The 18822-nt window shown below is 40.8% G+C and carries 22 protein-coding genes, 4 tRNA genes and 3 pseudogenes; 20 read left to right on the top strand and 9 right to left on the bottom strand.

All coding sequences use genetic code 11. The features are described 5' to 3' along the window. Nucleotides 1-111 precede the first annotated feature (111 nt). Together VB775_RS19625 and VB775_RS19620 are read left to right on the top strand one after the other, a co-directional pair. Nucleotides 112-1434, top strand: coding sequence for an AAA family ATPase (locus VB775_RS19625; RefSeq protein WP_281007800.1), 1323 nt, complete (start codon nucleotides 112-114; stop codon nucleotides 1432-1434). Further along, nucleotides 1427-2146, top strand: a complete 720-nt coding sequence (locus VB775_RS19620; protein ID WP_281007799.1) for an RloB family protein — start codon at nucleotides 1427-1429, stop codon at nucleotides 2144-2146. Before VB775_RS19625 ends, VB775_RS19620 begins: the two co-directional genes overlap by 8 nt. On the opposite strand, the gene VB775_RS19615 is transcribed toward VB775_RS19620, so the two are convergent. Further along, complete coding sequence (locus tag VB775_RS19615; RefSeq protein ID WP_281007798.1) at nucleotides 2083-2451, bottom strand: hypothetical protein; 369 nt, start codon at nucleotides 2449-2451, stop codon at nucleotides 2083-2085. The two genes, VB775_RS19620 and VB775_RS19615, sit on opposite strands and share 64 nt — an antisense overlap. Nucleotides 2452-2456: 5 nt before the next feature. Here VB775_RS19615 and VB775_RS19610 point away from each other — a divergent pair, with 5 nt between their 5' ends. Both VB775_RS19610 and VB775_RS19605 read left to right on the top strand, forming a co-directional pair. Then, entirely contained in the window at nucleotides 2457-2675 is a 219-nt protein-coding gene (locus VB775_RS19610; RefSeq protein ID WP_281007797.1) for a hypothetical protein, read from the top strand. After that, nucleotides 2653-2919 (top strand): Txe/YoeB family addiction module toxin, encoded by a 267-nt coding sequence (locus VB775_RS19605; RefSeq protein ID WP_281007796.1) that lies wholly within the window; start codon nucleotides 2653-2655, stop codon nucleotides 2917-2919. The genes VB775_RS19610 and VB775_RS19605 overlap by 23 nt, the downstream gene beginning before the upstream one ends. A gap of 239 nt (nucleotides 2920-3158) precedes the next feature. Here VB775_RS19605 and VB775_RS19600 read toward each other — a convergent pair whose 3' ends face one another. Further along, nucleotides 3159-3587: a hypothetical protein gene (locus VB775_RS19600; protein WP_281007795.1), complete on the bottom strand. Its 429-nt coding sequence runs from the start codon at nucleotides 3585-3587 to the stop codon at nucleotides 3159-3161. 202 nt (nucleotides 3588-3789) lie between these two features. On the opposite strand from VB775_RS19600, the gene idi reads away from it, so the two are divergent. Then, a complete protein-coding gene (gene idi, locus VB775_RS19595; protein WP_281007794.1) occupies nucleotides 3790-4332 on the top strand; it encodes an isopentenyl-diphosphate Delta-isomerase in 543 nt (180 codons plus the stop codon). A gap of 127 nt (nucleotides 4333-4459) precedes the next feature. Beyond that, the gene (locus tag VB775_RS19590) at nucleotides 4460-4942 is read left to right on the top strand and encodes a 2TM domain-containing protein (protein ID WP_281007793.1); all 483 of its coding nucleotides are present in this window, start codon (nucleotides 4460-4462) and stop codon (nucleotides 4940-4942) included. 92 nt (nucleotides 4943-5034) lie between these two features. Here VB775_RS19590 and VB775_RS19585 read toward each other — a convergent pair. After that, nucleotides 5035-5115 (bottom strand) — tRNA-Leu (locus tag VB775_RS19585). A gap of 415 nt (nucleotides 5116-5530) precedes the next feature. Here VB775_RS19585 and VB775_RS19580 point away from each other — a divergent pair. Beyond that, nucleotides 5531-5947: a hypothetical protein gene (locus VB775_RS19580; RefSeq protein ID WP_281007792.1), complete on the top strand. Its 417-nt coding sequence runs from the start codon at nucleotides 5531-5533 to the stop codon at nucleotides 5945-5947. 19 nt (nucleotides 5948-5966) lie between these two features. Then, the gene (locus tag VB775_RS19575) at nucleotides 5967-7280 is read left to right on the top strand and encodes an aldehyde dehydrogenase family protein (protein ID WP_281007791.1); all 1314 of its coding nucleotides are present in this window, start codon (nucleotides 5967-5969) and stop codon (nucleotides 7278-7280) included. A gap of 2 nt (nucleotides 7281-7282) precedes the next feature. Here the strand turns inward: VB775_RS19575 and VB775_RS19570 are convergent, their stop codons facing one another. Further along, nucleotides 7283-7540 (bottom strand): glutaredoxin family protein, encoded by a 258-nt coding sequence (locus tag VB775_RS19570; protein WP_281007790.1) that lies wholly within the window; start codon nucleotides 7538-7540, stop codon nucleotides 7283-7285. A 49-nt stretch (nucleotides 7541-7589) separates the two neighbouring features. Between VB775_RS19570 and VB775_RS19565 the strand changes: the two genes are divergently transcribed. The 7 genes and pseudogenes from VB775_RS19565 to VB775_RS19540 all read left to right on the top strand — a co-directional run bounded on the left by VB775_RS19565 (nucleotide 7590) and on the right by VB775_RS19540 (nucleotide 10756). Further along, nucleotides 7590-7663, top strand: a tRNA-Val gene (locus tag VB775_RS19565). A gap of 55 nt (nucleotides 7664-7718) precedes the next feature. Next, nucleotides 7719-7856 (top strand): annotated as a pseudogene (locus VB775_RS19560) (transposase); the annotation flags it as partial. Between the two features lie 25 nt (nucleotides 7857-7881). Then, nucleotides 7882-8013: pseudogene (locus VB775_RS26580) on the top strand (IS256 family transposase); the annotation flags it as partial. A gap of 88 nt (nucleotides 8014-8101) precedes the next feature. Beyond that, nucleotides 8102-8215: pseudogene (locus VB775_RS26575) on the top strand (GNAT family N-acetyltransferase); the annotation flags it as partial. Nucleotides 8216-8622: 407 nt separating this feature from the next. Further along, nucleotides 8623-8747 (top strand) — tRNA-OTHER (locus VB775_RS19550). A 125-nt stretch (nucleotides 8748-8872) separates the two neighbouring features. Further along, nucleotides 8873-8994 (top strand) — tRNA-OTHER (locus VB775_RS19545). 157 nt (nucleotides 8995-9151) lie between these two features. After that, nucleotides 9152-10756 carry a TROVE domain-containing protein gene (locus VB775_RS19540; protein WP_281007787.1) on the top strand — a complete coding sequence of 535 codons (1605 nt, stop codon included), beginning with the start codon at nucleotides 9152-9154 and terminating at the stop codon, nucleotides 10754-10756. Nucleotides 10757-10952: 196 nt separating this feature from the next. Here VB775_RS19540 and VB775_RS19535 read toward each other — a convergent pair whose 3' ends face one another. Next, complete coding sequence (locus VB775_RS19535; protein ID WP_281007786.1) at nucleotides 10953-12329, bottom strand: NAD(P)/FAD-dependent oxidoreductase; 1377 nt, start codon at nucleotides 12327-12329, stop codon at nucleotides 10953-10955. Between the two features lie 185 nt (nucleotides 12330-12514). On the opposite strand from VB775_RS19535, the gene VB775_RS19530 reads away from it, so the two are divergent. Beyond that, nucleotides 12515-13309 (top strand): Uma2 family endonuclease, encoded by a 795-nt coding sequence (locus VB775_RS19530; RefSeq protein WP_281007785.1) that lies wholly within the window; start codon nucleotides 12515-12517, stop codon nucleotides 13307-13309. Nucleotides 13310-13539: 230 nt separating this feature from the next. Continuing rightward, nucleotides 13540-14277 carry a Uma2 family endonuclease gene (locus VB775_RS19525; RefSeq protein ID WP_281007784.1) on the top strand — a complete coding sequence of 246 codons (738 nt, stop codon included), beginning with the start codon at nucleotides 13540-13542 and terminating at the stop codon, nucleotides 14275-14277. A 123-nt stretch (nucleotides 14278-14400) separates the two neighbouring features. Here VB775_RS19525 and VB775_RS19520 read toward each other — a convergent pair whose 3' ends face one another. From VB775_RS19520 to VB775_RS19505, 4 genes are all read right to left on the bottom strand, one after another. Then, entirely contained in the window at nucleotides 14401-15231 is an 831-nt protein-coding gene (locus VB775_RS19520; protein ID WP_281007783.1) for a hypothetical protein, read from the bottom strand. Nucleotides 15232-15681: 450 nt separating this feature from the next. Continuing rightward, entirely contained in the window at nucleotides 15682-15999 is a 318-nt protein-coding gene (locus VB775_RS19515) for a hypothetical protein (RefSeq protein WP_281007782.1), read from the bottom strand. 3 nt (nucleotides 16000-16002) lie between these two features. Then, nucleotides 16003-16224, bottom strand: a complete 222-nt coding sequence (locus VB775_RS19510; protein ID WP_281007781.1) for a DUF433 domain-containing protein — start codon at nucleotides 16222-16224, stop codon at nucleotides 16003-16005. Nucleotides 16225-16390: 166 nt separating this feature from the next. After that, a complete protein-coding gene (locus VB775_RS19505; RefSeq protein WP_281007780.1) occupies nucleotides 16391-16642 on the bottom strand; it encodes a hypothetical protein in 252 nt (83 codons plus the stop codon). A gap of 325 nt (nucleotides 16643-16967) precedes the next feature. Here VB775_RS19505 and VB775_RS19500 point away from each other — a divergent pair, with 325 nt between their 5' ends. The 3 genes from VB775_RS19500 to VB775_RS19490 all read left to right on the top strand — a co-directional run bounded on the left by VB775_RS19500 (nucleotide 16968) and on the right by VB775_RS19490 (nucleotide 18654). Beyond that, nucleotides 16968-17192, top strand: coding sequence for a hypothetical protein (locus VB775_RS19500; protein ID WP_281007779.1), 225 nt, complete (start codon nucleotides 16968-16970; stop codon nucleotides 17190-17192). Beyond that, complete coding sequence (locus VB775_RS19495; protein ID WP_281007778.1) at nucleotides 17185-17553, top strand: type II toxin-antitoxin system PemK/MazF family toxin; 369 nt, start codon at nucleotides 17185-17187, stop codon at nucleotides 17551-17553. Before VB775_RS19500 ends, VB775_RS19495 begins: the two co-directional genes overlap by 8 nt. 297 nt (nucleotides 17554-17850) lie before the next feature. Continuing rightward, on the top strand, nucleotides 17851-18654 hold the full coding sequence (locus VB775_RS19490) for a Uma2 family endonuclease (protein WP_407072956.1): 804 nt from the start codon (nucleotides 17851-17853) through the stop codon (nucleotides 18652-18654). Nucleotides 18655-18822: the final 168 nt, after the last annotated feature.

Below are 18822 nucleotides of genomic sequence, written 5' to 3'. Positions count from 1 at the left end.
CGACAAAATCGATCTTAAAGAGGCATATATATAGTTATAATAGAGATATTTACGGATAATTCGCAATTAAAGCTTTTTCAATATAAAAATACATGTCTGGAATGAGATCATATGCTAATTGAATTTAATGTTGAAAACTATATGTCTTTTAGGGATGAAGCGAACTTTAGTATGGTCGCAGCAAAAATCGTTTCAAAAGACAAGAAATTAGATCAAGAAAATATTATTGAAGTAGATTCAAAGTTAAGTCTATTAAAAAGTGCCGTTATTTATGGAGCAAATGCTAGCGGTAAGAGCAATCTCCATGCTGCTCTACGATTTATGCGTTGGTTTATACTTAGTTCATCTAAAGAGTCCCAAGAAGGTGAATCTATACGTTCTGAGCCGTTTAGATTAAGTACAGAAACAGAAAAACAACCATCCGTTTTTGAGATAATTTTTATTCTCAATAAAAGAAAGTACAGATATGGATTTGAAGTTACTTCTCAAGAAGTTGTATCTGAGTGGTTGTTTGACACTCCAACTACGAGAGAACGAAAGCTTTTTGTGCGTGAGAACAAGCAAATTGATGTAAAAGCTCCATTTAGTGAAGGGACAGGACTTGAGATAAGAACTAGAGACAATGCTCTCTTCTTATCTGTTGTTTCCCAGTGGAATGGTAAAATTGCTAAAGAAATATTGCGTTGGTTTCAATCTTTATCGATAGTAGACCCAAATGATGATCTCCAAAATCGGAGGTATACTGTCAAGTGTTTTGAAGATGGCTTATACAAAGATGAAATTGTTGAATTGATTAAAAAATTAGATTTAGGGATTAATGACATTGAGATAGAAACACTAGAACCCGATTTGTCTCAATTCTCAAAAGGTCTTCAAGAGAGACTTACAGAGATACAATTACGTTCTTTGAGAAGAACTTCAATAACAACATTTCATTGGAAATACGATCAAAGCGGCGACAAGAATTATGAACTTTTTGATCTTGATACCCATGAATCAGAAGGAACTAAAAGATTATTTGCATTAGCAGGACTATTAATAGACACCTTAAAAAAAGGTAGGATTTTATTTTTTGATGAATTTGATTCTAGTATTCATCCTCTGATTACTTGTGCGATCGTTGACCTTTTCAACTCCAAGGAGACAAATCCAAACAATGCTCAAATAGTTTTTATTACCCATGATACGAACCTCTTAAGCCACAAAATGTTTAGAAGAGATCAAATCTGGTTCGCTGAGAAGGACGAAAAAGGATCTACTCATCTTTATTCCCTAGCTGAATATAAAATACCTATTGAAGAAGACTCAAAAAAAGAAACTTTCAAGAAGGTAAGAAATGATGCTTCATTTGAGGATAATTACATTCATGGTAAATATGGTGCTATTCCATTTATCGGTAACTTGCAAAAATTATTAGGTAATTCAAATGGCTAAACGATCACGTACTGAGGCAAGAGTTCAGAGTTACTTAGAGAGAACAGTTGACACACGGGGTATTTTGCCTTCATTTCTGATTATTTGTGAAGGTAAAAAGACTGAGCCTAACTACTTTCAAGCTTTTCGCATTCCAGATCTATCTGTGGAACAATTGGATGTGATTGGATTAGGCGATAATACATTGAGCTTAGTAGAGAGAGCCAAAGAAATAAAAGATCAGAGGAACTATAATTACGTTTGGTGTGTTTTTGATCGAGACTCATTCCCTTCAGGACAGTTTAATACCGCCATAACTTCTGCTTACAACAATGAGATGCATGTAGCATACTCGAATGAAGCATTTGAATTATGGTACTTACTACACTTTCATTTTTATAACACTGGGATATCGCGAACAGCTTATAAATCAAGCTTAACCAAGCTACTTAATCACAGATACGAGAAGAATAGTACAACAATTTATGAAGAGCTTAGACATAGACAACCTACTGCTATTAAAAATGCAACGACTTTACTCAGCCACTACGATCCAAATAGACCTGAGAAAGATAATCCATCGACAACCGTACATCTTTTAGTTCAGTGTCTAAATGCTTTAGTAGAATGTATCCAAAAAGGAAGAAAATCTGAGGATATTGAAGTTCTTTATGAATGTTTAGATGAATACCACTCACAAGCAAGAAAAAAATTGGGATTTTTAATCAAGTGATTTTTTAAATAGTTAAATGAGGGCGATCGCTGTTTTATTTGAGGAGATAGGCGATCGGTTTTATGGGTGATGAAGGGCGATCGCTGTTTTATTTGAGGAGATAGGCGATCGGGTGTTGGGTGATGAGGGGCGATCACTGTTTGATGTTGAGATTTAGGCGATCGGGTTTGTGGGTGGTGTGGGTGCGATCGCTGTTTGATATTGAGATTCAGGCAATTGCATTTATGGAGGCGAGGTGTGCGATCGCTATCCAACAACGTATCGGGTATGCTAGGAATGTAATTGTAGACTATAAACTTTACCAAGACTTATGGATACACACCAAGAAACTGAATATGTATTGAGTAATCCGCGCTTAATGCAACAGATCACGCAGTTCAAGCATAATTCTAAAAAATTGAACCCTAGCCAAGTAAATCTATCTCTCGACTTTGACTACATCCTAAAAAATCCAGAGCTAATTACACAAATTCAATTACTAATCGAAACCCACAAACAGAAGCATCATGCGCTCAGTCGTATTTCATGAAGATACTCTGCAAACATACGAATATTTGAGAGAAACTAATAAACCCATTCACAAAAAATTGTTTAATATTCTCAAAGAAATGCAAAAGGGCGATCCCACTCAAGGAACTGGAAAACCTGAAGCATTGAAATATGAATTAGCTGGATATTACTCGCGCCGAATATCTGACAAAGATCGGCTAGTTTATAGCTTTGATGACGAAAATATATACATCATCGCTATCGGTGGACATTACGAAGCATAGACAAAACAGTAATTGAGATCGCTGTTTGATGAAGGTAAAGGAGATCGGGTTTATAGGTGGTGAGGGGCGATCGCTGTTTGATGTGAGAGAACTGTAGAGATCTTCAGTAGCTATGCCTAAAACCAGAAGCAGTCCCGCCCGCGTAGCGAGCGGGACTGCTTCTGGTTTTAGGTTTTAATTATGGTGAGCTACTTAATTGATAAAAAAAGAGAAGAGGCGCTCAAAGCACCTCTTCCTTTTTAGTTTGAACGGAACTTCTCTAATTCCGAGCGTAATCCTGCTAACTGTTCTGTGAGTTCCTTTATCTCATCACGCATACTTGCTTTTACTGATTGATGAGGCTTCTCCGATACACTATCTACTGCATTGTCCTCAACAGTTTTAGCTGTTGTGGTTACAGTAGTTAAACCTGCTGATTCTGAATTAGTTGTAGGTGAACTGTTTACCTGTTGTGCGATAAACTTGTCCACATAGCTACGAGCTTCCGCCTCGGTTGCTACTCCCTTTTCAGCAAGCTCTTGAGTAATCTCATCAAAACTGCGCCCCAACCTTCTGAGATTTTCTTCGCGTTTGGTGGGGTCTTGGATTACCTCAAGTAATGATGATGTTGCACCGAGGGTGACATAGTAGCCTCGTTGAAAAAGCTTTTCTAAGTCGATGGTATCCATAAAACTCCTGCGAATGTGTAGTTTTGTAATACATTCTAACCGATATATTTGGCACGAGTTTAAAAGCAAGTGGCGGCGCGAAGCGCCGCCACTTGCTTTTTGGGGTTTGATTTGTCTTAATGCAAGTGACCTAAGCAAAAACAGATAATATTTTAAAAGCCTTGCAAAGCAAGGCTTTTAAAATATTATTTTTGTAAATACCATGAGTGCAACAGCGCAGATAAATACGCTTTTAGAAGAGCAAGTTATTTTAGTGGATATAAGCGATCGCCAAATTGGGATTGCGGAAAAATTGCAAGCACATCGGGATGGTTCACTACATCGAGCTTTTTCGATTTTTGTACTGAACTCGCAGGGGCAGCTTTTATTACAGCGACGGGCTAAACATAAATACCATTCAGGAGGACTTTGGACAAATACCTGCTGTAGTCATCCACGCCCCAATGAAATGACATTAGATGCTGCTCATCGTCGCCTGCAAGAAGAAATGGGCTTTGACTGTGAATTGCAAGAGCTATTTAGTTTTGTTTATCGTGCCAATCTAGATCATGAACTAACTGAGTATGAGTTTGATCATGTGCTGCTAGGATATTGCGATCGCGAGCCTGTTCTCAATCCTGAAGAAGCCGAAGATTGGAAATGGATAGATTTAAAGGCTTTACAAACTAATATACGAGAATCTCCACAATTTTATACCTATTGGCTACGCGATTGCTGCGATCGCTTCATTACTGAACTAGGATAAATACAAACAACTCTTTGAGTGGTGCAGAGAAATTTTTAAAACCGACGCTAAGCATCGCTTTTAAAAATTTCTCTGGGTTTTAAGTCAGCGCAAACCGCTATAAGACCTTGTAGTGATTGAGGAAAATATGGAAACTTATTCAGAAGAGCAAGTCGATCAGATTCTCCGTTATGCCCTTGCCAAGAGAACCAATGGTCAAAATCTGACCAAACAGCAAGTATATGAGATTGCTTCCGATATGGGCATCAGTGAAGCCGATTTTTTAGCATCTGTACAGGAATGGCAATCTACACAATCCGTTCGTAAAGAGCAATTAGAGTTTGATAAATACAAAAGAAAATCTTTAAAATCAAATGTACTAAAATACGCGATCGTTAATTCTTTTTTAGTAGCACTCAACCTTTTTACATCTGGTCGAATCGGCTGGGCAATCTATCCTCTATTGTTTTGGGGATTAGCTATTGCACTGGATTCATGGGTTATTTACCAGTCAGAAAGCGAAGAGTACGAAAAGCAATTTCAAAAATGGCTACGTAAACAAAAGCGCGATCAGCTTACTGCCCAAATTACAGGTAAATTAACCACTAGCCTCGAAGAATGGCTTAAATAAAAAAGAAGCCCTAAACCCATAAAAAACTTTAAAATCGTTGCTTAGCAACGATTTTAAAGTTTTTTATGGGTTTGAGCGCAAAGCGCTATATATGCGGATGGAGAGACTCGAACTCTCACATCAAAGATACTAGAACCTAAATCTAGCGCGTCTACCAATTCCGCCACATCCGCGTGGATTAGGTGTTTTTTTGCACCGAATAAAATAATACAGCAATCTTGGTAAATTACTACACAAAATTTTAATAGACATCTATAGCGCTCCTAAATAGGTTGTGAGAGTGCGCCCCTTCGGGGCGCACTCTCACAACCTATTTAGGAGCGCAAATCAAGAAAAAGCTTGTTTAATTAGCTATTGTTGTCAGCATTTAGTTTTGTGGTACTTTGCCCCCGCAACACTAAATGCTTGACTGGCAAGTGAGTAAAAGTAGCCAAACCGAGAATCTAAGGCTGCTAAACAAGGGGCTTAAGCCCCTTGCCTTTCCTATCAAATGATTTAGGATTGCTATACAATCATTTTGATTAGTCTCCCGATCTATATTCCTATTCTGAGCCTACCCTTAGCATCCTTGTTGAGCATGTTTGTCTAGTGCATATTCATAAGCCTCAAAAAATCGATCTAGAGCAAATTTACCCCTGTCCTTGCCCTCGCAAACGCGGCAAGCTAAAACCGATCGCACTAACTGATGCTTTTGGATGCGATCGCTGTTCTTTGCTATTTCAGCTAGAAAACGACGGCTATAGTCTATTGCAGGTAGGTGGGATTGAGTCACAACAACATACATGGCAATGGAATGGCAAGTGGCAACCTATTCGTAGAAATAGCCAGCAAGCTTGGATAGAAATGGCTTTGATATATGCGGCTTCATTATTGTTTTTTGCTTTAGTCATTGTCTGGGCGCTAAATCTCAAATCAACTTTAGGTATTCCTCTAGCCATTTTGTTGTTTACCCTTTTAGGTTTGCTAATATGGCGATTGCTCGTGATTCGACAGCGCGATCTTTAACAACTATTTATTACAGAGTATGTCACCAGAAGACCTTACAGGCTTCATTTATAAATCCCATGCGGCGGCGCTGCAACTCATGCAAATCTCTACTAGAGATCGTGATGGGTTGTTAATAGAAATCGCTAATAGCATTAAAAAGCATAAAAACGCGATTTTAGAAGCGAATACATTGGATTTAGAAGCTAGCCGAGATATGGCTGTGCCTGAGTTGGTACTAGAGTGGCTAAAACTGACTCCCGAACGTCTCAACAATGCGATCGAATGTTTGACCCAGCTTGCAAATCTGCCTGATCCACTTACCCTACATGTGGGGATTAATGGCTATCAACGCGTTCCTTTGGGTGTAGTAGCTTTTATCTATGAGGGCTTTCCTCAATTGGGCTTAATTGCGGCAGGGATGTGTCTTAAGGTCGGTAATACGATTATTCTCAAGGGTGGCAGCGAAGGTACAAATACCCAAGAAGCGATCGCGGCGATCGTGAAGGAAATTCTTGTCGCCAGAAATTTCCCTGAAGCCTGTATGTCCTGTGTCCCCAAGGGTGTCACCCTCAAAGAACTAATTGTCCAAGAAAAGTACTTGCGTTTAGTTATTCCCTATGGTCGTCCTAGCTTTGTGCAGCAGGTGAGTAAACAGGCGACAGTTTCCGCTCTGCCCGTCTCCATGGGCAATTGCTATCTATATTTAGCGGCTTCAGGGAAGTTGGACTTTGCCAAAGAAATTATTCTGAATAGCCGTAAAGGCGATCCTGATGCGGTGAATGCGATCGAGAAGGTAATTGTGCATCGGTCTTGGCTTGATCGCTCTTTAATGGATCGTAGTCTCGGTGAGTGGATTAGTCTTCTTAGAAAGCAAGGCTTAGTGGTGCGTGGATGTGCTGAGACCACCGCCTATTTTCGGCAATTTCTTGAGGAGTCCCATAGCGAGGAAACAGATAAACCAAGTAAAATTCTCATTGACCAATCGATCGAGTCTGAGGATATTTGGGGACATGCTTATTTAGACGAGACGATCGCTATCAAAATTGTGAATGACACTGAAGAGGCGATCGCATGGATCAATCAGTACAGCAGTGGTCATGCCGATGTATTGCTGACAGATTCTTTATCTGAACGAGATCACTTTGTGAGTCGCGTTAATAGCAGTACGATCTTTGTCAATGCCCATAGTCGCTTTAGTCGATGCTCTAAACCTAACGATAGTGGCAATGCCAAAATTGCTTTGGGTATGTCTAGCTTAAAAACGCGGGGAGCTTCTAGATATCCGGGGGTGATTGATATCTATGCACTGACGACGACTAAGCAAGTGCTGACAAATTCATGGATACCATAAATTTAGCAATAGCGCTGAAGTAATACTTCTAATTTATCAACAGGCGATCGCGGCGGAAATCTTGGTAATTCCTGTTCTTGTTGGCGATCGTTAAGCAGACACAGTACAGGTATTTCGTATTGATAGCGATCGAACCAGTCTGGGTTACTGGTGATATCCCTAATTTCTAGCTCGAAGGCAACTTGCTTAACCTGTTGTAATTTTGTCAGCAAACCTTCACAGAGGCAGCATCCTTGCTTGCTATACAAAATTAGTTTCATAGATTTTTTGTTGAATATAACTCCACTATGTTATATTATTAATCCGTCAGAACGCATAGCTCAGTTGGTTAGAGTACCACGTTGACATCGTGGGGGTCGGTGGTTCGAGTCCACTTGTGTTCATATTTTCATAAAGAAGCAGTCAAAAGCAAATTCTGTTTTTCAAAGTGAAAAGTATAAGGAATTTCTGGATATGTGGATTTCCCCCAATGAGGGAGCCAAAGTCTGATTGTCCGTACTCACCGAAATTCATAACCGTGGAGTCAAAGATATTTTGATTGCTTGCGTTGATGGTTTGACTGGTTTTCCCAATGCGTAAAGTGATTATATCTCAACAGATTTTCCTGTCCGATGAGGCAGCTTTCAAGCTCGTTTATTTGGCGATGCGGAATATTTCTAAGAAATGGACAATGCCGATTCGGGATTGGATACCTGCTCTTAATCACTTTGCTATCCTCTTCGAGGATCGTCTCCACATCAAGTTTCTAAACTTTACACATTTTACTTGGCAGCCTCCACATAATCATTTACCTTGCTCTTGCTCATTTGAAAACCGCTATAGCCGATCGCCTAGTCGATAAAATTATTGAGCGCATGATTGAGGATAATGTGCGTTTAATGCTTGTCGATAACGATCCTACGAATATGCCTGCCATTAAGTTCTTCAATCGCAAATTTTATGACTTTAGCTGTAAGCGCAGAGTGTTGTAAGTGAAGTTGTAAATAAATTTGCGATCGCTATTGCATTCTTGTAGTACGTGTAGTATAAATGTAGTGCGACATAGTTCAAGCGCGTAGAACACCGAATCTGATTGTCATTACAGTTACTAATCATGTAGTTGTATAGCAATTGAGAAAGGAGATGCAGCCTCGCGAACTGCTGAATTCCTTTATGCAATGACTTGCCTGTATGGGCTGAAGCATTCAGGGTTATTGCCACCAAACAGATGCTGCTTGGTAGCAAGTAGCATCTATCCCAAAATTGAAACTCTGAATTTGAATTTTGCTACAGGCAAAATTCAAATTCGATAAAACTCTTGTTTTAAATTTTGCTTACGGCAAAATTTAAATTCGATAAACATTGACGGATAGCTCAGTGGGTAGAGCATTGAAAACATCCTTTTTCGTCACTTACCTGCAAAGGTCGCAGATTTAGGGTTATCGCCTGAAACGCCAAGTGTCGAGGGTTCGAGTCCCTCTCCGTCAATTGGGATAAAATCTCAATCTGTGGAAATGTAGTTACACCTTCACTGATTGAGAAGCAAAACCTTGTAGGTTTTGCTTCTCAAAATGGCAAAGCCATTTTGAGAACTGAAATTATCCCAAATCTTGGGGTGGATAGTTCAACTGGTAGAACGCATTTTAGCCCGTAAGGGACGCAGACTTAAGGTTATCAATTGGAATGATCTCACCCTTTGTGTCGCGAGATGTGGGTTCGAGTCCCATTCCACCCCCTTCTAAAAGTTTTTAGCTGTTAGCAATTAGCTTTTAGTTTTTTGAAGATTTTGATTGCCCTTACTGTGCAATCAAAATCTTCAAAAAATATCCCTTCTCTTTGGTCGAGGCGAAGGAAGTTCTCTTTAACTTTTCCCTTACGGGACGGAGAATGTCATGTCTTACAACTTTTTATTCCAGAAACCCAAAGGTACACCTCAAACTCAAGCGATCGCAGGTCGTGAAGCAGAAATGATTCAAGGGCGATCGGGTGGCTTTGCCTTTGATGCAGGTATCTGGCGCATGTTGCGGCGTTGCTTGCTGATTGGTACGGCTAAAAGCACCTACTACGCTGGCAAACACGAACTGTCTGGCGATTTCATCGATACAGTGCGGAGATGTGTTGCCGAAAATCCCGATCTCGTAAAGTGCGAAATTCTCTATGCTAGTGATGGACGTTCCGTGAATAACAGCGCTCCTATTCTGGCGTTAGTCTTGCTATCGATGGGTGACAGCCAAGCGGCGAAGCGGAACTTCATGGAAATCTTTCCACAAGTTGTTCGCACGGGTAGCCATTTCTATGAATGGATGAACTATACCAAGTCGATGCGTGGCTTTGGTAAAGTCATTCGTGAAAGCGGTAAGGCATGGCTCTCCAATCCCGACACCAAGGCGCTAGCCTATCAATTGCTGAAGTACCAACAACGGCAAGGCTTCTCGCACCGTGATGCGCTGCGTTTGTTTCACGTTAAGCCTGAAACCGACGATCAACAAGCACTCTATCAATGGGTGGTCAAGGGTTGGGATGCACTTCCGACCCAAATTCCATCGGATGCTTTGTCGCAAATCTGGTGGTATGAATGGCTAAAGCGTCACCCTGACAGGGCTCATGAAGCGATCGCTAAGGGTAAACTCACCCATGAAATGGCGGCTCCCATCGGACAGATGGATATGCGTGCATGGAAGTTGCTCTTTAAGGAAATGCCCATCGGGGCGCTATTGAGAAACCTTGGTTCTTTAACCGAAATTGGTGTCTTGGCAGCAAAAAACAAGGATAACTTGAAGCATGTCGCCAATGTGTTGAACAATCGCGATCGCCTGAAGAAGGGACGCATTCACCCCATTGATGTTTTGAAAGCTCTCAAAACCTATCAGTCGGGTGGTGCGCTCGGACGTAGCCAAAAGACTTGGGAAGCAATTCCTCGTATTGTCGATATTCTGGAAACTGCTCTAGAAATGTCCTTCGATGCGATCGCGCCAACGGGTGCGACTTTCCTCCATGCGATCGATGTGTCGGGTTCGATGTCTTACTACACCGTTAGTTCCATCGGCTTGACCTGTTGCGAAATTGCAGCAACGATGGCTTTAGCAACGGTGAAGGCGGAAACCAACTATGCGATCCGTGGATTTGCGACCGACTTCCGCGATTTGGGAATCACCAAACAGGATTCCTTCACATCGGCAATGCAAAAGGCCTCGAACCAAAACTTTGGTGGTACTGATGCGTCAGTGGCTTACGATTGGGCGATTAAGAATAGGTTCTATGCGGATGTGTTCTGCTTCTGGACTGATTCGGAGTCTTGGGCAGGTCGTCGTCATCCTAGCGAAGCCTTGGCTGAATATCGCCGCAAGGTGAATGCTAATGCAAAGGCAATCTATGTGACCTTGGCTCCCTATCAACTCTCGCTAGTCGATCCTAAAGATCCTAATTCTTGGGACATGGGAGGTTTCGATCCCGCAATGCCCCGTGCAATCCAAATGGTAGCAATGGGTGAAGTCTAAAAAAAGGAGTCGCAAAGCGACTCCTTTTTTTGTATTTGGGAATTCTTGAGATGTTTGAAGGCTAGGGCTGGCACGGGGGCACAGCTCCTACATCTACATAACCCAAATCTGTATTTCTTAGGTAGGGGCAATCCCCCCGTGGTTGCCCTTCTCGGCTAGTAACAAGAAATCCCTAATCTACGTTGTGCGTCATCAATTAGGCAACCTCGGCTGGTTCCCTTGTTTCCAAGGAAAGCCCACCTGCTCGGATTCCTTCCATTTCTTCTAATACCTGTAAGTATCTACCAGTAATAATTCTCGCGCCACGGCGATGGGTGAAATAGTTCCATCCCCATTGAACCATTACAAGAAGTTTATTATCAAATTCAATCAGATAATATACATGAACAAATGTCCAAATAAACCACGCTAACCAACCCTTGAGACGGATAAACTTAAAGTCAACAACCGCCTCATGGCGACCAATTACAGCTAGGCTACCAAAATCCCAATACTTGAATTTTGAGGGTTCCTTTTCTTGTACCTTCGCTTCAATATGATGCGCCACATATTCACCCTGCTGCATCGCCACAGGCGCAACCCCCGGCAGTGGACGATCGCCTTGGTGTGGATAGTTCGCTAAGTCCCCAATCACATAGACATTAGGAAAATTAGCGATCGACATATCGGGCTGCACAACCACGCGCCCAACGCGATCTAGTTCCGCATTCAGGCGATCGCCTAATACTTTACCCATCGGTGAAGCTTTTACCCCTGCTGCCCAGAGAATCGTTTGCGCGTGAATTTGCTCAACTTGCTCACCCAATTTGAAGGTGACGATATGATCCTCAATATTCGTTACCATCGCGCTAGTTTTGACTTCCACTCCTAACTTCAGTAGGGATTGCTTAGCTGCCTCAGAGAGATCAGTATGGTATGGAGGCAATACGCGATCGGTTCCTTCAATCAGGATGATTCGCGCTTTCTTGGTATCAATATTCGTGAATTCATCACTGAGGGTGCGATGGGCAAGTTCCGCTAAGGTTCCCGCAAGTTCTACGCCCGTTGGACCTCCACCGATGACCACGAAGTTCATCAATGCTTCTTTAAACTTAGGATCATGGGTCTTTTCGGCTGCTTCAAAGGCACTCAGGATACGGCGACGCATATTAATCGCATCTTCAATGGTTTTTAATCCGGGGGCTTGCTCCGACCATTGATCGTTACCAAAATAATGGTGACTAACTCCTGTCGCCACGATCAGCGAGTCATAGCTTATATCTAAGTGATTTTTTAATTTAACTACCTGCGCTTGGGGATCGATATCTAGCACTTCTCCCATAACGACGCTGGTATTTTTGTTTTCGGCGAGGACTGCCCGCAACGGTGAGGCGATATCGGCGGGGGAGAGGCTGCCTGTGGCGACTTGGTAAAGTAGGGGCTGGAAGAGGTGAAAGTTACGTTTGTCGATGAGGATGACTTTAACGGGAACCTTTGATTTGCCTAGCTTTTGGGCGGCATATAGCCCCCCAAAGCCACCGCCAATAATAACAACATGATGGGGTGAGCTTTCATTTTGGGTACTTAGAGACATGGTAAGTATTTAAGTTTGGTGTGATGTTTTTGCTGGTGGCATCTTTTAAAAATTATTATATATGTAAATAAAAATATCCTTTTGTATCTTTTTATAAGCATTGATTGGATATGCTAGGTTAAATGAAGCAATTTTTTAGCAACGAGGTTTCGCCGCAATGCTAAAAACTAAATTGGAGAGCCGTTATGACAGTTTCTAGCGATTCCCTTCAGGATGCAACCCGCAGCAAGATAATTTTTATTGATGCTCCCGACGAGGATTTTGAGCCAATGCCAGAGGGTGATAAACAAAGACGCAATCTTAGCTATACAACCGAAGCATTGCAGTTATGGTTTGAGAAACGGAAAAATGTCTATGTATCTGGAAATCTATTTATCCGTTATCTCGACAATAATATCGAAAAAAGAATTGCGCCTGATACATTTGTGGTATTTGGGATGAGTCAGGAAGACCGTGTAAGTTACAAAATCTATGAAGAAGGTGGAAAAGCTCCAGATTTTGTTTTAGAAATTACTTCAAAGCGAACTGTAATAAAAGACCGCGATGAGAATCCACTAATTTATCGTAGGTTAGGAGTGAAGGAATATTTTCAGTATGACCCGACGGGAGAGTTTCTAAAGCCTGATTCTTTGCAGGGTATACGGTTAGAACAAGGTAAGTATGTAGCGATCGCAGTTTCAGTTTTACCAGACAATATATTGTCCTTGCGTAGTGAAGTCTTGGGGTTGGATTTACATTTATATCCAGATCGAGGTTTTCGGTTTTACGATCCAGTTTCTAATCAAGTTTTGCTTTCCTATGCTGAGGCAGAAAGAGCGAGATTTCAGGCTGAGCTAGAGCGTTCTTTTGAGCAACAGGCAAGATTGCAGGCGGAGGCGATCGCTGAGCAAGAAAAGTTAATTTCGCAACAGGAGCGTCATGAGAAAGAAAAACTTGCCGCATATTTGCGATCGCTTGGCATCAATCCTGATGAAATCTGACCCTATTTGCAGCAATTCTCATTATAAAAATCGGTTTTTTGAAAGCCCCCCGTTGGTGGGCTTTCAAAAAACCGATTTGGGTGTTTCCAGCGCCGAAGGCGCTGGAAACACCCAAATCGGTTTCATAATGAGAATTGCTGCCCTATTTGATGGTTTTTGGACATTCTGCGATCGCCACGATAAAGCAAAAAACATGTCAGAATAGTGACAACGTAAAGTACCAAAAAACTATGGTTACTGTACCTTCTCAATACCGTTTGCCAACTGCGGAAGACCTACCCGATTCCGATGAAACGCCTGTGGATAACGAACTCCAAAATGACATTCCCAATCTTTTATTAAACCTATTGCGAGAGATTTGGAGCGATCGCTCTGATTGGTTTTGGGGTGTCGATATGGGAGTGTATTACGAACCAAATATTGAGGAGCCAGCCAAGTCTAAGGCGATCGTTCCCGATGGGTTTCTTGCTTTGGGTGTACCGAAGCAAACTGGTGAAGGTGGACGCTTGAGCTATGTGGTTTGGCAGGAAAAAGTAATGCCTATTCTGGCTTTAGAAGTTGTTTCTAAAAAATACAATGGGGAATACGATACGAAGTTAGCCAAGTATGCAGAGGTGGGAATTCTCTATTATGTGGTGTACAATTCTACTTCTGGTCGCCGATTGTATAAGGATCATCAATCTTTAGAGGTGTACAAGTTAGTTGATGGAAAATATCAACTTTTGCCTGCGGTGGTGCTTTTAGCGGAGGGCGGGAGAATGGTATGGATTCCTGAGATTGGTTTGGGAATTGGTTGTGAGCAGGGTATTTATGATGGTTGGCAACGCGAATGGGTCTATTGGTACGATCGCTCTGGGAAAAGATATCTCACTACTCAAGAACATGCGAACTTAGAGCGTCAGGCTAGACTTGAGGCTGAGGCGTTGTTACAAAAGTATCGCGATCGCTTCGGTGATATCTCTGAATAATCAAAAAGGCGATCGCTGAGCAAGCAAAGTTAATTTCGCAACAGGAGTGTCAAGAAAAATAAAAACTTGCCGCTTATCTGCGATCGCTTAACATCAATCCTGATGAAATCTGATACATCTAGCTTAGTTTTGATATCGATATGATTGAACTTGTCTAAGCCAACTTTTATATACTTCTAATTCTTTTTCTTTTGATAGCATTCGTTTCGTATTAGAGACAAAAAGATATACCAGACAACCACCAAAAAATATTGAAAGTAAAACTATGGGGATAGATACAATTGTCAGACCAACGAGACTCAACACTTGAAATTTATTCAGTTTTGGATATTCTTTCTCAAGAAGTTGCTTCTTGCGTTTTACCAATAAATCCTCGTGGTCATATGCAATTTCGCTATACAACTTAGACTGATTCATTAATAATGGTTCGCGTGAAATCTTTTGAAGAGTAATTTCAACAAACTTCACAAATTTTTCTTCTGTTTGTTTGAAATTAGCTTTATGAGCAAAATAATCAATAAGCTTTGTGATCCAACTATCCTCGCCAAGGAATAAATCACGAAGTGTAGTGATCGCTGCTCCTATCCCTGTTGCTACAGATTCTGCCAATCGCACTACATTACCTATGAGAATATGTGCAGTAGACTTAAGAAGATCGATTGCAGCTTTTCTGCTTTTTTCAGCCGCAGCAAAATATTCAGCTTTAGCGAAAACCACTACACCATGAATAAAATCGGCTAATTCTACGCCTAAACTAGATTTGTCATGAGAACGCTCTACTGCATTAATAGATAACGTAACCATGTCTGGCATAAGAGAAATATTGTTCAGCCCTGTAATAAACTTTAGTTGGTAACTGATTAATTCTCTTCTAGCTGGATCAAGAGCTTGAGAAACATCATTAATATGATTAACAGCCCTACTCAAATCACTTTCATTTAATTTATATTCCATAATATATATATATCTTTGATTTGAGAAGTAGAGTGTCAGTTGGTTGGAATACGTTTTTTAGTGATTTCTAGCATGACTATATTTCATTTTTTTTTTCGTGTCAAGATTTTTATATTATTAATTTTTGAATCAATTTTTTATCTGATTCGCCTTATTGCAGGACTAAAAACCTAAAATAATCTCCTAACAAGGGTCTCAGACAAAATATTCGCGATTCATGCTGGGTAAAGATTTCAGAGTGTGATTGCCAATTTTGCAGGATGAATAAATACAATGTAACGCACTTTTTAATGCTAACTGTTTGTGCGTTACGCTCCGCTAACACACGCTACGGGATTGGTTATTTGTTTCAAATTTTTTGAGTGCGATCGCCAATTTTGTAGTGCGATCGCTGCTTTTGGTAGATACGTTAATGCAATTAAAAAAAACTTGTAATTATCACAATGCAAATCAGATAGAAATTTCAACATAATCACCAAGTTTAACGACATTGATAACACCACAAACTTTATCAGTCTGCATCCGAATTTTTGGCCAAGAGGTAGAAAGCAAAACAACAATAGCAATCTGGCGATCGCTTAAATTCTGTTGATAGCGCAAATTTCGATCCGTTGTCACCAATATTTGATATCCCTTATCTTCAGCAGATTTAAGCAGATCCCCATTCGACAGATTAGACCACCCCTCTTCGTAGGCTGTTGTCACAAAGTGTTCTGTCAAATATTGCCGCAAAGGTACAGGCGTTCCCTGATCAAAAAGAATCCTCATAATTTAAGCCGCAATAGCTAACATATCAAGCTCATAGTTTAATACAGCCTCGACCTGTGATCGCTTTACAGGCGGAAACCATTCCAAAAAATCATCCACAGTAGCACCATCGCGCAAATTTTCAAATAATGCCGAAACTGGAACTCGTGTCTTCCGAAATACCCAAGCACCACTCACTTTATGAGGTTCCCTTTCGATGGCATCTAGACTTTCCCATTGCCTCATATAAAATACCTCTGCAAAGTAAAAATGTACTCAACAACCTGATTATAAACTAATTTGAAAGTGCGATCGCCAATCTTGCAGAGTGTAATGAAATTTAGTGCGATCGCTAATTTTGTAATGCGATCGCTAATTGTTCAATAGGCTGAATCATGAATCAAGTAAAATTCTACTCATTTTTCAATAGTTGAGATTCTAATAAGTCTAGATTCGATACCTGAGAGGGATGATCATGATTCCACTGTAGAGCCTTATCTAGTTTCTTGGAGAAAGAATCCTCATGTACCCAACTTTCAGAAGGAAATGATTGCTTCAATAGAAGATTATAAAACGCTTCCCATTCCTTACCCCACTGCTCCAAATTAATGACAACGGCAGTCTTCTCTCCTTGATCATCTATGATATATTCAATGCCTTTCATAGGAAAAAATAGCAGTAATTTCAGTAAATTATATCATTTTTCACTTTTGAAAGTGCGATTGGTGATCTTGTAATTTACTGCCCAGAAAGTAACTTACCTATAAATGCCCAGATCCCTGACTTTTTGGATGACTAGCGAAAGCTATCTGCGATCGCACAAAAACTCTGTCTCTGCATCTTAACTTCCAGACTGACAAGCGATCGCAATAAAATGATGATTCGTATGATCACCGCTTTGCTGGGTTATGTTCATACATTGACATTTGCTATAGGATTAAGTAGTATGACAATATAATCCTACTAAACTATCGTAGGCAAATTAAGCAATGAGTAAGAAAGTCAGCATTACCTTGGATGACGAAGTTCTCAGCTTTGTTGATCGATTAGCAAGCAATCGCAGCAGTTTTATCAACGACATCCTCTGGAAAGAGAAGCAGAGGATTTTTATGAAAGAACTAGAAAATGCTTATAAAGAACAAGCAAACGATCCAATGTTTCAAGAAGAGATTTCTGTTTGGGACGTTACTGTAGAAGATGGTTTAAATGCCTAATGGAACGCTAACTTATAAGCGAGGAGAAATATGGTGGGTCGATCTGAACCCAATTGTCGGCAGTGAGACTGGCAAAGAACGTCCTTGCTTAATTTTGCAAAATGACATTGGCAATCAAAATGGATTAACCACCATAGTTGCGCCATTACTGCCTAATAAAAAAACTTATCCATTCGTTGTGAATGTTATACCGACCCCGAAGAATGGACTAAGCGGCGATCGGCATATTAATTTGAGTCAAATGAGGGCTGTAGATGCTCGAAGAATCAAGAATAAACAGGGTGTATTAGAGGATATCTATTGGAAAGAAATTGCGAAGGCTGTATCTATTGAGCTTGGCTTCAATGACTTCTCTTCTTAACTACTAGACGGACAAGCGATCGCTTAAAATAGTTACATAAAGAGTAGCCAAAAACTTTATGACCGCAGCACCAACCTTAGCGAAACGATATATCGAGCAACGCGATCTGAGGATACTGGATCGAAGGAACCCGTATTTCTCTGGATTCAGTTACGCTCCACTAACACACGCTACGAGGTTGGTTATTTATTTCTAATTTCTTGAGTGTGATCGCTAGCTATTTCTTATCCTACAGACTGTGTTAATCGCCACATTCAGATTATGTTAAAGTAGAAAAATGTGTATCTCGGTATTGCGATGGAAAGTACTCAAACACTTGTGCCAACAGCTAACCCAAATGTAGTTAAATTAGCCAACATCAACATCCCTGATCATACTCAACTACCAGAGTCTGATGGTACTTTCGTGAAGAATTTTCAAGAACATCCGCAAAGCATTGTTTTAACAAGTTCCATTGAACCGATTTTACAGAAATTACATCCCGATGGACGTTATTGCATTGGTCAAGATAGCGGTATTTATTGGCGGATGACTGAGCCTCCAGAAAAGGGAGCAGAAGCACCTGATTGGTTTTATGTACCTAATGTGCCACCACTTTTGAATGGAGAGTTTCGGCGTTCCTATGTATTGTGGAAAGAATTTGTCGTTCCTCTAATTGCGATTGAGTTTGTATCTGGTAGTGGTAAGGAAGAGAGAGATTATACATCTCCTCATGAAGGTGAAAAAGCAGGAAAGCTTTGGGTTTATGAACAAGCAATTGGTATCCCTTTTTATGTCATTTTTGACGCTAGTAAAGCTTTAATTGAGGTCTATCACCTAATTGATCGCAAGTATGTAAAAATGCAACACAATGATCGCGGTCATTATCATATTGCACCGATGGGAGTGGAGATCGGGCTTAAGCAGGAGGCTGATTTGTACTGGTTGCGTTGGTGGGATGAATCGGGCAATCTATTGCTCACGGGTGATGAAAGAGCAGCGAAAGCTGAGACGATCGCTAACCAAGCATCTCAACGAGCCGATCAAGCGGAATTGGCAAAGCAACAAGCTGAGGCGTTATTACAAAAGTATCGAGATCGCTTCGGTGATATCTCTGAATAATCAAAAAGGCGATCGCTAAGCAAGAAAAATTAATTTCGCAACCTTAGTACAGGACAAAAAGTTGCAAAAGTAGACAGGAAGGGGTTTTATAAAAGATAACCACATCACAAATAAAACCCCTATGAAAGAGATTAGCGTATTTTGCGAAAAGTTACATGAACATCTGCA

Source organism: Pseudanabaena sp. CCNP1317, assembly GCF_034931345.1.
GTDB lineage: Bacteria > Cyanobacteriota > Cyanobacteriia > Pseudanabaenales > Pseudanabaenaceae > Pseudanabaena > Pseudanabaena galeata.
Note: the sequence above shows the minus strand (reverse complement) of the source record. Positions and strands in the feature narration are given on the sequence as shown.